Consider the following 13,574-nt stretch of genomic DNA (forward strand, 5'->3'; position numbering starts at 1 on the left):
ATGACTTCCATCCATCCTCCCGCCGACGCCCTGGCCGATCGCCTGGCCCGGTTGAGCCCGCAGCAGCGCGAGCTGCTGCAACGCCAACTCGCCGCGCGCAGCGGCGCGACGCCGCCGCGCGAGGAGGCCATCGCCCGCCGCAGCGTTGCCGGCCAGCCGCTGCCGCTGTCGGCCGCGCAACAGCGGATGTGGTTCTTCGAACGCTTCCAGCCCGGCACCGGCGCCTACCACGTCTACGGCCACTACCGCCTGCGCGGCGCGCTCGATGCGCAGGCGCTGCAGCGCGCGTTCGCCGGCATCGTGCGCCGCCACGACGCGCTGCGCACCGGCTTCGGCGAAGTCGCCGGCGAGCCGCGCCAGACCGTCGTCGCGCAAGTCGATTTCGCCCTCGAACACAGCGACCTGAGCGGGCTGCCGGCGGAGCAGCGCGAGGCCGAGGTCCAACGCCGGGTCGACGCCGAAAGCGAGCGCCCGTTCGACCTGACCCGGCCGCCGCTGTTGCGCGCCGGCCTGCTGCGCCTGGCCGACGACCACCACGTGCTGACCGTGGTGATGCACCACATCGTCTCCGATGCCTGGTCGTTCGGCGTGCTGCACGCCGAGCTGGCCGCCGCCTATGCGGCCGAACTCGACGGCGGCGACGCCGCCCTGGCCGAGCTGCCCCTGCAGTTCGGCGACTACGTGCTGTGGCAGCGCGATGCGGCGCAGGCGCAACGGGTGGAGACGCAGCTCGACTACTGGCGCGGCGCCCTGGACGGCGTCGGCGGCTTGCTCGATCTGCCCAGCGACCGGCCGCGTTCGCCGACCCCGCTGGGCCGCGGCGCGCGCCTGCCCCTGCACCTGCCGCCGGAACTCGGCGCCGCGGTCGAGGCCTATGCGCGCCAGCACGGCGCGACGCCGTTCATGCTGTTGCTGGCGGTGTTCCAGGCCCTGCTCGGCCGCCACGCCGGCCAGGACGAAGTGGTGGTCGGCTCGCCCGTGGCCGGCCGCGAGCGCAACGAAACCGGGCCGCTGATCGGCCTGTTCGTCAACACCGTCGCCCTGCGCGGCGACCTGCGCGGCGAGCCGAGCCTGCGCGAGTTGCTGGCGCGCACCCGCGGCCAGGTGCTGGACGCGCTGGAGCACGCGCAGGCGCCGCTGGAACGGGTGGTCGACGAGCTGCGGATCGAACGCGTACCCGGGCGCACGCCGCTGTTCCAGACCATGTTCGTGCTGCAGAACGGCAATGGCGCGCCGCTGCAGCTGCAGGGGCTGGACGCTTACTGGATCGAGTCGCAGGTGCAGAGCGCGCGCTTCGAGCTGACCTTGTCGCTGGGCGACGCCGGCGACGGCCTGCGCGGCGTGCTCGACTACGACACCGAACTGTTCGACGAGGACACCGCCCGGCGCCTGCTGCGCCAGTACCAGACCCTGCTGCGCAATGCGCTGGCCGAACCGGAGCGGCCGTTGGCGCAGCTGAGCCTGCTCGACGACGAGCAACGCGCGCAGCTGCTGCGGCTCGGCGACGGCGGCGAGGCCGAGGATCCGGCCGACGCTCACCTGTACGCGCTGATCGCCGCGCAAGCGGCGCGCACGCCCGAGGCCGCGGCCCTGGTCGAACCGGGCCGCGAGTTGAGCTACGCCGAACTGATCGCGCGCGCCAATGGCCTGGGGCGGCGGCTGCAGGCGCTGGGCATCGGCGCGGAAGCGCGGGTCGCGGTGCTCGCCGACCGTTCGGCCGAAGCCATCGTCGGCGTGCTCGGCGCGCTCGCCGCCGGCGCGGCCTACCTGCCGCTGGACCCGGGCCATCCCGACGAACGCCTGAATTTCCTGCTTGCCGATGCCGGCGCGCAGGCGCTGATCGTGCCGCCGACGCAGCGCGCCCGCGCCCAGGCGCTGGCGCCGGCGGTGCCGCTGCTGCACAGCGACGAAACCGAACCCAGCGCGCAACCGCCGGCGGTCGAACGCCGCGCCGGTCATGCCGCCTACGTGGTCTATACCTCCGGCTCGACCGGCCAGCCCAAGGGCGTGGTGATCGAGCACCGCGGCGCGGTCAACCTGACCCGCGGCTTCATCGCCCGCCACGATTTCGACCGCCAGCGGCTGCTGATGATTCCGCCGCTGGTGTTCGACGCCTCGGTCGGCGACCTGTTTCCGGCCCTGGCCAGCGGCTCGGCCCTGGTCCTGCATCCGGCGCCGACCGAACTGGGGCCGTTCGAACTGGAACGTTTCTGCGACCAGCACCGGGTCAGCGCGATCGACGCGCCGGCGGCGCTGTGGCGGCGCTGGTCGGAAGGCTGGGCGGCGACCCGGCGCGAACGCCCGCTGCTGCCGCAGCTGCGGCTGATGATGATCGGCGGCGAGAGCGTGCCGGTCGAACAGGTGCGCCGCTTCGCCGCGATCACCGAAGGCCGCGCGGTGCTGTGCAACCACTACGGCCCGACCGAGGCCTCGGTCTGCGCGACCCTGCTGGCGACCCGCGACGGCAGCGAGCTGAGCGCGCAGGAACTGCCGATCGGCCGGCCGTTGCCGGGCGTGCGCTGTTACGTGCTCGACCGCCACGGCGCACTGGCGCCGCGCGGCGCGGTCGGCGAACTGTGCATCGGCGGCCTCGGCGTGGCGCGCGAGTACCTCGGCCAGCCCGAGCTGAGCGCGCAGGCCTTCCCGCCCGACCCTTACGCGGCCTCGGACGGCGCGCGCCTGTACCGCACCGGCGACCTGGCGCGCTGGGACCGCGACGGCCACCTGCAGTTCCTCGGCCGCCGCGATCACCAGATCAAACTGCGCGGCTTCCGCATCGAGCTGGGCGAAATAGAGTCGGCGCTGGAGGCGCACGAGCTGGTCGAAACCGCGGTGGTGCTGCTGCGCGAAGACCGCCCCGGCGAACGCCGTCTGGTCGCCTACGTGGTCGGCGCCGACGGGCTCGACCCCGGCCGGCTGCGCGAGCATCTGGCCCAGCGCCTGCCCGAGGCCTTGCTGCCGGCGCAGTACCTGCGCCTGCCGGCGATGCCGCTGACCGGCAACGGCAAGATCGACCGCAAGGCGTTGCCGGCGCCGAGCGCGCAGGCCGCGCTCGAGCGCAGCCTGCGCGCGCCGGCCAGCGACACCGAACAGGCGGTGCTGGCGGTATGGCGCGAAGTGCTGGGGCGCGACGAACTCAGCACCGACGACGATTTCTTCGCCAGCGGCGGCGATTCGCTGTTGACCCTGCCGCTGGTGTTCAAGCTGCACGCCGCGCTCGGCGTCGAGCTGCCGCTGGCGGCGGTGTTCGCCGCGCCGACCATCGCCGGCCAGGCGCGCAAGATCGACGAGTTGCGCGCCGGCGGCGGCGAAGACGACTTCGATCTGGCGGCCGAAGTGGTGCTGGAAGACGAGATCGACCCGCGCCTGGCGCCGCTGCCGGCCGCGCCGCGCGGCGCGCCGGCTTCGGTCCTGATCACCGGCGCCACCGGCTTCCTCGGCGCCTATCTGGCGCGCGAGTTGCTCGACGCCACCGACGCCGAGCTGCTGTGCCTGGTGCGCGCGGCCTCGGCCGAGGACGGCCTGCGCCGGATCCGCGCCAACCTCGACAGCTACGGCCTGTGGCGCGACGCCGACGCGGCGCGGCTGGTGCCGGTGCTCGGCGACCTGGCCTCGCCGCGGCTGGGCCTGGACGAGGCCGCGTTCGACGCGATCGCCCGGCGCGCCGAAGCGATCTTCCACAACGGCGGCCAGGTCAATTTCCTCGCCCCCTACGAACACCTGCGCGCGGCCAACGTCGAAGGCACGCGCGAAGTGTTGCGCCTGGCCACCCGCCACCGGGTCAAGCCGGTGCATCTGGTATCCACGCTCGGCGTGTGCCTGATCGGCTCCAACCTCGAACGCACCGTGCTCGAGTCCGATCCGCCGCCGCCGGCCGAGGAACAGTACGGCGGCTACAACCAGAGCAAGTGGGTCGGCGAACAGCTGGCGCTGCGCGCGCGCGAACGCGGCCTGCCGGTGGCGATCTACCGCCCGGCGCGGATCACCGGCGACAGCCGCAGCGGGGTCAGCAATCTCGGCGACTACTTCAACGCCTGGCTCAAGGGCTGCGTGCAGCTCGGCGCCGCGCCGCACCTGCCCGACGAGGCATTCGACATGGCCCCGGTCGACTACGTCGGCCGCTCGATCGTGCGCATCGCCCTCGGCGCCGGCGACGCCAACGGCAACTTCCACTTCTACAACCGCGCCCGGCTGCCGATTCCGCTGGCGGTGTCGCGCTTGCGCGCGGCCGGCCATGCGCTGGAGGAAGTCGACTATCCGCGCTGGCGCGAGCGCCTGCTGGCCGAGGCCGCGGTCTCGCGCGACAACGCCCTGGCCGCGTTCGCCGGGCTGTTCCCGCAGAATCCCGATCCGCGCGAGCCGGTCTTCGACTGCAGCGCCACCGCCGCCGCGGTGGCGCCGCTGGGGCTGGCGTGTCCGCCGGCCGACGCGGCGCTGTTCGACCGTTACCTGGGCTTTCTGCAGCAACGCGGCTTCCTGGCCCAGGCCGCGGAGGCGACCGCATGAGCCGCTGGTCCGGCCTGCGCGATTTCCTGCTGATCTGGTCCGGCCAGCTGATCTCCGGGGTCGGCTCGCGCCTGACCAGTTTCGCCTTGGGCGTGTGGGTGCTGCAGACCACCGGCTCGACCACCCGCTTCGCCCTGATCTTCGTCGCCATGGCGGTGCCGGCCTTGCTGATCGCGCCGTTCGCCGGCGCCCTGGTCGACCGCTGGAATCGCCGCCGCACCATGATCGTGTGCGAAGCCATCGCCGCGGCGACGATGCTGGCGATGGCCGCGCTGCTGGCCGCTGGCCAACTGGCGATGGCGCACATCTATCTCGGCGTGGCGGTGACCGCGCTGACCAACGCCTTCCTGCAGCCGGCCTACCAGGCCAGCATTCCGCTGCTGGCCAACCAGGAACAGCTGACCCGGGTCAACGGCATGGTCCAGACCGGCTTCGCCGTGGCCCAGGTCGGCGGGCCCTTGCTGGCCGGCGTGCTGGTCAGCTCGATCTCGATGCCGGGCGTGCTGCTGGTCGATGCGCTGACCTTCTGCGCCGGCGTGGTCGCCTTGTGGCTGGCGCGGGTGCCGCAGCCGCAGCGCAGCGAGGACGAGCAGGAACCGAGCCTGTGGCGCGAGGCGGCGACCGGCTTGCGCTACGTGCGCGAACGGCGCGGGCTGCTCGGCCTGCTGATCGTGCTCGGGATCAGCAACTTCATGTTCGGACTGGCCAGCATCGCGATCACGCCGCTGATCCTGTCGGTGGCCGACCCCGGCCTGCTCGGCGTGCAGATGGCGATCGGCGGCGCCGGCCTGCTGATCGGCGGCCTCGCGGTCAGCACCTGGGGCGGACCGCGCCGGCGCATCGTCGGCGTGCTCGGCTATTCGTTGCTGGCCGGGCTGTTCCTGGCCGTGCACGGCCTGTGGCCGTCGTTCGCCCTGTTGGCGGTGGCCGGCTTCGCCTTCTTCCTGACCGTGCCGGTGATCGGCGCCAGCAACGCCGCGCTGTGGCAGAGCAAGGTGCCGGCCGATCTGCAAGGGCGCTGTTTCGCGATCCAGCGTGTCCTGTCGGAAGCGGCGATGCCGTTGGCTTACTGCCTGGCCGGACCGCTCGCCGAGCGGGTGTTCGAACCGTGGATGAGCGCCGATGGCCTGTTGGCCGGTTCGCTCGGCGTTGTCCTCGGAACCGGTCCCGGCCGCGGCCTGGGCCTGATGTTCGTGGTGTTGGGCGTGTCGATGATGCTGACTGCGGCGCTGGCCTGGTCGGTGCGCGCGATCCGCCGGGTCGAGGACGACCTGCCGGACGCGCCCGTCGCAGCGGCGCAGACGCGAACGGCGGATAACACGATGGAGTGCGCGGCCTGAGGCGCGACCGTGCGCGCTGGGGGCCGGATTGGAGACGACAAGGAGCAGGTCATGCGAGAGGAAACGAACGACACGGAGCGGTACCGCGTGGTGGTGAACCACGAACAGCAATACTCGCTGTTGCGCGAAGGCGATGCGCTTCCGGCCGGCTGGCGCGATGCCGGCGCCGGCGGCGGCAAGGAGCAATGCCTCGCCCTGATCGGCGAGCGATGGAACGACATGCGCCCGCGCAGCCTGCGCGGCGACGCGAACTGAGTTCAGTATCCGCAGGGACGAAACGGCAATGATTCCAGACAACGACGCGGTACCGATGATCGAATCGGACCGACTCATGATGCAGGGACGAGCCTGCGTCGAACGCCCGATCGCGACGGTACGCGGCGGGCTGGTGCAGGCTTCGGTGGTGGAGCGCGAACAGGCCGCGGACGCGCCGCTCGCGGTCACCGTGGCCTGGGTCCGCAACTTCCTCGCCCGCCCGCACGCCGACGTCGGCCGGGCCGGGCCGGTGTGTCCGTTCACGCCGGCGGCGCTGGCGTTGGACACGATCTGGCTGGCCGAGGTCTGCGACCGCGAAGTCAGCGTCGAGCGCATCGTCGACCTGATCGGCGAGTACCGCGACCTGTTCGGCGAGATCGAACCGCGCAACGGCCAGGCCGCGATCAACAAGACCGTGCTGGTGGTGTTTCCGCACCTGGGCGCGGATGCGGCCGGCTTCATCGACGACGTGCAGCGCGAGCTCAAGCCGAGCTTCGTCGACCTCGGCCTGATGCTGGGCGAGTTCCACGCCGCCAACGAAAGCCCGGGCCTGCGCAATCCGGCCTTCCGCCCGCTGCGCAGTCCGGTGCCGATGCTGGCGATCCGGCACATGGTCGAAACCGACCTGCCGTTCCTGCGCCGCGACCTCGACACGCCGCAGATCCGCGCCCAGTACCTGCGCTCCTACCTGCGCCGGCTCGGCGGCACGGTGCGGCGCAACTACTTCGATCAGGCGGTGGCGGCCTTGGTCGAGGCCGAGATCGAGCTCAAGGCCGCGCGCGCCGACGCGCCGCGCGCCGCGACGGCTAACGCCTGAGCCCGGGACGCGCATGAATCCTCCGATGACTCAGCAAGAACACGCCGCGCGCGAGCGCGTGGCGATCGTCGGCGGCGGCCTGGCCGGCTCGCTGCTGGCGCTGGCGCTGGCCCAGCGCGGGGTCGGCGTCGACGTCTACGAACGCCGACCCGATCCGCGCGCGGGCCGCGCCGAGGGCGGGCGCTCGATCAATCTCGGCCTGTCCAAGCGCGGTATCCAGGCGCTGACCGAGGTCGGCCTGATCGACGAGGTCATGCCGCTGGCGGTGACCATGAGCGGACGGGTGATCCATGCGCCCGACGGTAGCACCCGCTTCCAGCCCTACGGCAAGGACCGCGGCGAAGTGCTGCATTCGATCGACCGCAACGAACTCAACCGGCTGCTGCTCGACCACGCCGAACGCCATCCGCAGGTGCGCCTGCATTTCGAACACCGGCTGAGCGGGATCGACAAGCCGACGCGCGAGCTGGAGTTCGAGCACGGCGGCGTGCGCGTGCATGCGCATCCGGCCTGGGTGGTCGGCGCCGACGGCGCGTTCTCGCGCACCCGCCCGGAGATGCAGCGCGGCGAGCGCGCCGACTACCACCAGGAATACCTGGAGTGGGGCTATAAGGAGCTGAGCCTGGCGCCGAACCCGGACGGCGGTTCGCGGATCGAATTGAAGGCGCTGCACGTATGGCCGCGCGTGCACGGCTTCTTCGTCTCCCATCCCAACCGCGACGGCTCGCACACCCTGACCCTGTTCCTGCCGCACCAGGGTCCGGACAGCTTCGACAGCACGCGCACCCCGGAGCAAGTGCGGGCGCTGTTCGACAAGTACTTTCCGGACCTGATCCCGTTGCTGCCGAACCTGGTCGAGGACTGGGCCAGCCATCCGACCGGCTCGCTGATCACCACCCGCACCGCGCCGTGGAGCGCGGACGACTGGATCGTGCTGGTCGGCGACGCCTGCCACGCGGTGTATCCGTTCTACGGCCAGGGCATGAACTCGGCGTTCGAGGACTGCTCGGCGCTGATGGCGGCGCTGGCCGCGCATCCGCGCGACCGCCGCGCCGCCTTCGCCGCCTACGAGGCCGCGCGCCGGCCGCATACCGACACCCTGGCCGAGCTGTCCAAGGCCAACTTCGTCGAGCTCAAGCAGAAGGTGCAGTCGTTCTGGTTCCTGGCCCGCAAGCGCATCGACGTGGCCCTGAACCGGCTGCTGCCGCGCACCTGGCTGCCGCTGTACACGATGATCGCGCACACCACGATGCCCTACGGCGACGCCCTGGCGCGCTCGCGCCGGCAGGAGAAGATCGTGCTCGGCGCGGTGTCGGCGACGGCGCTGGCCGCGCTCGGCGCCGGCGCCTGGCTGCTGCGCGCGCTGTAGCGGCTACATCGTTTCGAGCGCGGCGCGGAACCGGCCCAGCGCCGCGGAAATCTCCTCGGCGTCGACGATGCCGTAGCCGAAGGTGATCGCCGGCCGCGCCGGCGGGCTCAGCGCGTACTCGGCGATCGACTGCGCGCCCGGCAGGTGGCGCTGCAGGCGGGCGAAGATCGCCGGCGCCAGCGCCGGCTCGCGGATCCGCGCCGCCAGGTGCAGGCCGGCCTCGGACGGTATCGGCTCCAGCCACGGCGCCAGCTCGCCGCGCAGCCCGGCGAGCAAGGCCTCGCGGCGTTCGGCGTAGATCGGCCGCATGCGCCGCACGTGCCGGGCCAGATGGCCATCGCGGATGAACGCCGCCAGCACCGACTGGGTGATGGTGTCGCTATGCGAATCGGCGCAGTGCTTGACCGTGATCAAGGCGTCGCGGGCCCAGCCGGGAGCGACGATGAAGCCCTTGCGCAGCGACGGGAACAGGCTCTTGGAGAAGGTGCCGACGTAGAACACCAGGGAGTCGCGGTCCAGGGTCTGCAGCGCGTCGAGCGGACGCTGGCCGAAGCGGAACTCGCCGTCGTAGTCGTCCTCGATCACCAGCGCGTTGCGGCTGCGGGCGAAGTCGAGCAAGGCGCGGCGACGGCGCATCGACAGGGCGACGCCGGTCGGCGACTGGTGCGAAGGCGTCACGCTGATCACCCCGACATCGTCCGGCAGCGCGTCCACGCACAGGCCTTCGGCATCGACCGGCATCGGCACCAGTTGCGCGCCGGCGGCGGCGAAGGCGGCGCGCACCGGCGGATAGCCCGGCTCCTCGACCGCGACCCGGGTGCGTCCCGGCGTCACCAGCAGGCGCGCGAGCAGGTCGAAGGCCTGCTGCGCGCCCGAAGTCACGATCACGTCGTCGGCGCCGCAGGCGACCGCGCGCGCGAACGCCACATGCTGGGCGATGGCTTCGCGCAGCGCCGGGATGCCTTCCGAGGGCGGATAGGCGAACGGCGTGCGCGACCACTGGCGCAGGCTCTGCGCCGACAGCCGGCGCCAGATCTCGTGCGGGAAATGCCGGTGGTCGGGAATGCCGAGGCGGAAGCAGCGCTCGGGCAGTTCGCGCGGCGGCCCCGGGCGCAGGAACGGGGTCTGCCACAAGGGGTTCAGGCGCGCGTCGCCGGCCCCGACCGGGCGCGGCGCGACCCGGCGCTCGCGGCGCGCGATCACGTCGGCGACCACCGCCTTGGCGCCCTTGCGCGGCAGCGCATAGCCTTCGGCGATCAACAGGTCGTAGACCGTCATCACCGTGTTGCGCGCCACTCCCAGCGCCTGCGCGACCTGGCGCGTGGCCGGCAGCTCCGCGCCGGCGGCGTAGCGGCCGTCGAGGATCGCCGAACGCAGCTGATGGTGCAGCTCGTGGGTCAGAGTGCCGCGGCCGCGCTCCGGCAGCGCCACGGGGAACGGAAAAACTGGCTCCATGGAATCTTCCCGGTGTGGCCCATGCAGGGCGCCAGGGTACGCCTATGCTGGATCCAGCCACGCGGCCCATCCGTCATGGAGCATCCGATGATCGACCTGTACTACACCGCCACGCCCAACGGCCTGAAGCTGCGCCTGTTCTTCGAGGAAACCGGCCTGGCGCACCGCATCGTGCCGGTGCGGCTGTCGGCCGGCGACCAGTTCAAGCCCGAATTCCTGGCGCTGTCGCCGAACAACAAGATCCCGGCGATCCTCGATCACGCCCCGCTCGACGGCGGCGCGCCGATACCGGTGTTCGAATCCGGCGCGATCTTGCTGTATCTGGCCGAGAAGACCGGCCTGCTGTATCCGGCGCAGCCGCGCCTGCGCCTGGAAGTCGGCCAGTGGCTGTTCTGGCAGATGGCCGGGCTGGGGCCGATGTCGGGCCAGGCCGGGCATTTCCGCGTCCACGCCGAAGAGCCGCTGCCTTACGCGATCGAGCGCTACACCCGCGAAGTGCAGCGCCTGCACGGCGTGCTCGACCGGCGCCTGCAGGACCGGCGCTTCCTGGTCGGCGACCAGTACTCGATCGCCGATGTCGCCTGCTATCCGTGGATCGTGCCGCATGCCGGCCTCGGCCAGGACCTGGCCACCACGCCGAACCTGCAACGCTGGTTCGACGAGATCGCTGCGCGGCCGGCGACCCTGCGCGCCTACGAAGGGGTCGAGCCGGCGTATGCGCAGGCGCTGTCGTCGCAAGCGCGGCAGGTCCTGTTCGGCGGCGCGGCCGAACCGGCGCGCTGACCGGACCGCCCGGCGAGCCGAGCATGCCCCACGATCCCGGCCCATGGTTGCGATTGGGGCCGGCGCGCATCGCCGCCGTCGCGGCCGTGCCGTGGATTCCCTCGGCCGCGCCCGGCGCGTGGGCCAAACCGCTGCGCTTCCTCGCCGGCGACCGCGGCTACGTCGAACTGCTGCGGATGGAGCCGGGCGCGGCCATGCCGCTGCATCGCCATAACGACGAAGCCCACAGCTACCAGCTCGGCGGGGTTCGCCAGTTGTGCGGCGGCGAGATCGTCGGCCCGGGCGATTACGTCTATGAGCCGCCCGGCCACATCGACTGGTGGAAGATCGTCGGCGACGAACCCATGACCGCACTGATCGTGACGATGGGCGCGGTCGAGTTCCTCGGTCCCGGCGGCAGCCTGCGCGGCCGGGCCGACGCCGCCAGCCGGCGCGAAGCCTATCGGCGCTATTGCGTCGAGCATGGCCTGACCGTACTCGACCTGGACGAAACCTGATCCGCGCGCGGCCGCGCTCAGCTTGCCGCTTCGGCCGCCAACCGCCGGCACAGCGCCGCGGTGGCCTCGTCGACCGGAAAGCAGCACTCCACGTGCAGCTCGTCCAGGGTCACGTCGCGCGGGGTGCCGAAGGTGGTGATGGTGGAGAAGAAGCGCAGCTCATGCCCGTCGCGCTGCAGGATGGTGGTCAGCAGCGGCGACGGCGCCGCGTCGAACTGGCGCCGGCGCCAGTGCGCGGGCACGTCCGGATAGGCCAGCGCCTCGGCCAGCAGGGCGCGCGCGACCGCATCGCCGGGCGCGGCGGCCACCGCAGTGTGCAGGTGGCGGATCAGCGTGCCGGCCACCTCGTCCCAGTTCGCCACCGCCGGGCGCAGATCCTGCGGATCGAAGAACTGGCGGATCATGTTGGCGTGCTTCATCGGCCGGCCGTCGAGGACGAAGCCGTTGACCCGCGCCGCGGCGGCGTTGGCCATCAGCACGTCCCAGTGCCGGTTCAATACGAAGGCCGGGTACGGCTCCTGCTGGGCCAGGATGAATTCGATCGCGCGGCGGATCTGCGCCAGCTCGGGCGTGGCCAACGCCGACTCGGGGTACTTCGGCGCGAAGCCGGCCGCGACCAGCAAGGCGTTGCGCTCGCGCAGCGGCAGTTCCAGCGCATCGGCCAGCTTGATCACCAGCTCGCGGCTGGGCTGGGCCTTGCCGGTTTCCACGCAGCTCAGGTGGCGCGCCGACACGCCCGCGTCCAGGGCCAGATCGAGCTGGCTCCAGCGCCGCGCCGCGCGCCATTCGCGCAGCAGCACGCCGACCTCGGGCGCATCGGGCAGCGACGAGGGCTTGGACGGAACGGGCCGGGATTCGGCGGACAGGGCGTGCATGGCCGGCATCATAGGCCCAGGCGCGGCAGCGAAACCATGACCTGCGAGGTCATGCCGCCATCACCTGCCGCGTCATTGTCGCCACGACCGCCGGCGCCAATCATTTGCCGCAACGCAACGCCCCCCACGGGCATCGGAGATGGCAATGAACCGCAGAACCTTTCTTGGACTCGGACTGGGCGCGGCCGGCACCGGCCTGCTCGCCGGCTGCGCCGGCGGCGCGCTGGTTTCCGCACCGGCTTCGCTGAGCGCCGCCAAGGCCTGGGACGCCGCCGGCTTCCACGCCGCGCGCCGCTACCTGCCCAGCGCCTTCGGCGAGATCGCGGTGGTCGAACGCGGCCGCGGCCCGGCCGCGCTGTTCCTGCACGGCTTTCCGCTCAACAGCTTCCAGTGGCGCGGGGTGATGGCGGCGCTGGAAGGCCAACGCCGCTGCATCGCCGCCGACTTCCTCGGCCTGGGCTACACCCGCGTCGCCGAAGGCCAGAGCGTGGCGCCGGCGGCGCAGGTCGAGATGCTGGCCTTCGTGCTCGACACCCTCGGCGTCGACAGCGTCGACCTGGTCGCCAACGACAGCGGCGGCGCGGTCGCGCAGCTGTTCCTGCTGAAGTATCCGCAGCGCGTGCGCAGCCTGCTGCTGACCAACTGCGATGTGGAGCCCGACAGCCCGCCGCCGGCGTTGATGCCGGTGATCGAGGCCGCGCGCCGCGGCCGCTTCGCCGAAGACACTTTCCCGCCGCAGTTGGCCGACAAGAATTTCGCCCGCTCGGCCAAAGGCATCGGCGGACAGTGCTACACCTACCGCCACCAGCCCAGCGACGAAGCCATCGAGACCTACTTCACCCCGCTGGTCGAATCGGCGCGGCGCAAGCAGCTCACCGACGCCTACGCACTGGCGCTGGATCCCAATCCCCTGGCCGGGATCGAAGCGGGGCTGCGGCGCAGCCAGGTGCCGATGCGGGTGGTCTGGGGCACCGGCGACGACATCTTCTCGCCGGCCAGCCCGGATTATCTGGACCGGGTGTTCCCGAACTCGCGCGGCGTGCGCCGGGTCGAGGGCGCCAAGCTGTTCTATCCGGAGGAGTTTCCGCAGTTGGTAGCGGAAGAGGCGTTGCGCTTGTGGGAATCAGTTTGATCGCCGCACCGGCCGCGTCCCGACCGACACGGGGCGCGGCCGTAGTTCGCTAGCGTAGCCGCGGACACGGCGCTGGCGGCGACGGTACTTGATGCATGCGTTCGCCGCCTCGCAACCAGTGCGGATCGAGCTTCGCGCGCCCGGCGACCGTGGCGCGCAATCGCGCCAGGGCCCTGGCGTCGCCGGGGTAGTCCCATCCCAGATAGAGCAGGTCGGTATGGCCGACCTGCAATTCGGTCTGAGCCGCATCGACCGCTACGAGATAGTAATGACCCGGGTCCAGGCGCAGCCCGCAGCACTGGGGATTACCCGAGTAGCGGATCGTCGCGACTTGTGCATCGCCGCGCAGGCGCTCGACGATCTCGATGCGGCCGTGCACCGGGTAACCGCCTTGCGCGGTCCGCAGGGCCTCGGCCGAACGCAGGCGCATCACGAATACCTGTGCCGCCTCGCGCATACGACTTTCGTCGATAGGCCGCACGCATTCGCAGGCGGCCGCCGGCTTCCAGGCCATTGCAACTGACATCAGTAACGCCGCCAACATG

General features: G+C 71.8%; 11 protein-coding genes. 8 read left to right on the top strand and 3 right to left on the bottom strand.

The genetic code is table 11. The features are described from left to right. From K4L06_RS05110 to K4L06_RS05130, 5 genes are read left to right on the top strand one after another with little or no spacing between them, the layout of a single operon-like run. The gene (locus K4L06_RS05110; protein ID WP_221670372.1) at positions 1–4,506 is read left to right on the top strand and encodes a non-ribosomal peptide synthetase; all 4,506 of its coding nucleotides are present in this window, start codon (positions 1–3) and stop codon (positions 4,504–4,506) included. Continuing rightward, complete coding sequence (locus K4L06_RS05115) at positions 4,503–5,846, top strand: MFS transporter (RefSeq protein WP_221670373.1); 1,344 nt, start codon at positions 4,503–4,505, stop codon at positions 5,844–5,846. The genes K4L06_RS05110 and K4L06_RS05115 overlap by 4 nt, the downstream gene beginning before the upstream one ends. A 51-nt stretch (positions 5,847–5,897) precedes the next feature. Continuing rightward, the gene (locus tag K4L06_RS05120; RefSeq protein ID WP_221670374.1) at positions 5,898–6,101 is read left to right on the top strand and encodes an MbtH family NRPS accessory protein; all 204 of its coding nucleotides are present in this window, start codon (positions 5,898–5,900) and stop codon (positions 6,099–6,101) included. A 28-nt stretch (positions 6,102–6,129) separates the two neighbouring features. Next, positions 6,130–6,918, top strand: coding sequence for a DUF6875 domain-containing protein (locus K4L06_RS05125; protein WP_221670375.1), 789 nt, complete (start codon positions 6,130–6,132; stop codon positions 6,916–6,918). A 25-nt stretch (positions 6,919–6,943) separates the two neighbouring features. Further along, positions 6,944–8,287 carry an NAD(P)/FAD-dependent oxidoreductase gene (locus tag K4L06_RS05130; RefSeq protein ID WP_221670376.1) on the top strand — a complete coding sequence of 448 codons (1,344 nt, stop codon included), beginning with the start codon at positions 6,944–6,946 and terminating at the stop codon, positions 8,285–8,287. A gap of 3 nt (positions 8,288–8,290) precedes the next feature. On the opposite strand, the gene K4L06_RS05135 is transcribed toward K4L06_RS05130, so the two are convergent. Then, the gene (locus K4L06_RS05135; protein WP_221670377.1) at positions 8,291–9,742 is read right to left on the bottom strand and encodes a PLP-dependent aminotransferase family protein; all 1,452 of its coding nucleotides are present in this window, start codon (positions 9,740–9,742) and stop codon (positions 8,291–8,293) included. 87 nt (positions 9,743–9,829) lie between these two features. Here K4L06_RS05135 and K4L06_RS05140 point away from each other — a divergent pair, with 87 nt between their 5' ends. Beyond that, positions 9,830–10,525: a glutathione binding-like protein gene (locus K4L06_RS05140; protein ID WP_221670378.1), complete on the top strand. Its 696-nt coding sequence runs from the start codon at positions 9,830–9,832 to the stop codon at positions 10,523–10,525. Positions 10,526–10,548: 23 nt separating this feature from the next. Next, positions 10,549–11,022, top strand: coding sequence for a cupin domain-containing protein (locus K4L06_RS05145; RefSeq protein ID WP_221670379.1), 474 nt, complete (start codon positions 10,549–10,551; stop codon positions 11,020–11,022). A 17-nt stretch (positions 11,023–11,039) separates the two neighbouring features. Here the strand turns inward: K4L06_RS05145 and K4L06_RS05150 are convergent, their stop codons facing one another. Next, positions 11,040–11,897, bottom strand: a complete 858-nt coding sequence (locus K4L06_RS05150) for a helix-turn-helix transcriptional regulator (protein ID WP_221670380.1) — start codon at positions 11,895–11,897, stop codon at positions 11,040–11,042. A gap of 145 nt (positions 11,898–12,042) precedes the next feature. Here K4L06_RS05150 and K4L06_RS05155 point away from each other — a divergent pair, with 145 nt between their 5' ends. Continuing rightward, positions 12,043–13,029, top strand: a complete 987-nt coding sequence (locus tag K4L06_RS05155; RefSeq protein WP_221670381.1) for an alpha/beta hydrolase — start codon at positions 12,043–12,045, stop codon at positions 13,027–13,029. Positions 13,030–13,078: 49 nt separating this feature from the next. Here the strand turns inward: K4L06_RS05155 and K4L06_RS05160 are convergent, their stop codons facing one another. After that, positions 13,079–13,543: a hypothetical protein gene (locus K4L06_RS05160; RefSeq protein WP_221670382.1), complete on the bottom strand. Its 465-nt coding sequence runs from the start codon at positions 13,541–13,543 to the stop codon at positions 13,079–13,081. Positions 13,544–13,574 lie beyond the last annotated feature (31 nt).

The organism is Lysobacter sp. BMK333-48F3 (assembly GCF_019733395.1).
In the GTDB taxonomy this organism is placed as follows: Bacteria; Pseudomonadota; Gammaproteobacteria; order Xanthomonadales; family Xanthomonadaceae; genus Lysobacter.

Excerpts from the sequence above, each read along its gene's own strand:
- K4L06_RS05115 (WP_221670373.1), top strand. The coding sequence starts at position 4,503 with ATGAGCCGCTGGTCCGGCCTGCGCGATTTCCTGCTGATCTGGTCCGGC.
- K4L06_RS05135 (WP_221670377.1), bottom strand. The coding sequence starts at position 9,742 with ATGGAGCCAGTTTTTCCGTTCCCCGTGGCGCTGCCGGAGCGCGGCCGC.
- K4L06_RS05155 (WP_221670381.1), top strand. The coding sequence starts at position 12,043 with ATGAACCGCAGAACCTTTCTTGGACTCGGACTGGGCGCGGCCGGCACC.
- K4L06_RS05110 (WP_221670372.1), top strand. The coding sequence starts at position 1 with ATGACTTCCATCCATCCTCCCGCCGACGCCCTGGCCGATCGCCTGGCC.
- K4L06_RS05125 (WP_221670375.1), top strand. The coding sequence starts at position 6,130 with ATGATTCCAGACAACGACGCGGTACCGATGATCGAATCGGACCGACTC.
- K4L06_RS05130 (WP_221670376.1), top strand. The coding sequence starts at position 6,944 with ATGACTCAGCAAGAACACGCCGCGCGCGAGCGCGTGGCGATCGTCGGC.
- K4L06_RS05120 (WP_221670374.1), top strand. The coding sequence starts at position 5,898 with ATGCGAGAGGAAACGAACGACACGGAGCGGTACCGCGTGGTGGTGAAC.
- K4L06_RS05145 (WP_221670379.1), top strand. The coding sequence starts at position 10,549 with ATGCCCCACGATCCCGGCCCATGGTTGCGATTGGGGCCGGCGCGCATC.
- K4L06_RS05140 (WP_221670378.1), top strand. The coding sequence starts at position 9,830 with ATGATCGACCTGTACTACACCGCCACGCCCAACGGCCTGAAGCTGCGC.
- K4L06_RS05150 (WP_221670380.1), bottom strand. The coding sequence starts at position 11,897 with ATGCACGCCCTGTCCGCCGAATCCCGGCCCGTTCCGTCCAAGCCCTCG.
- K4L06_RS05160 (WP_221670382.1), bottom strand. The coding sequence starts at position 13,543 with ATGGCCTGGAAGCCGGCGGCCGCCTGCGAATGCGTGCGGCCTATCGAC.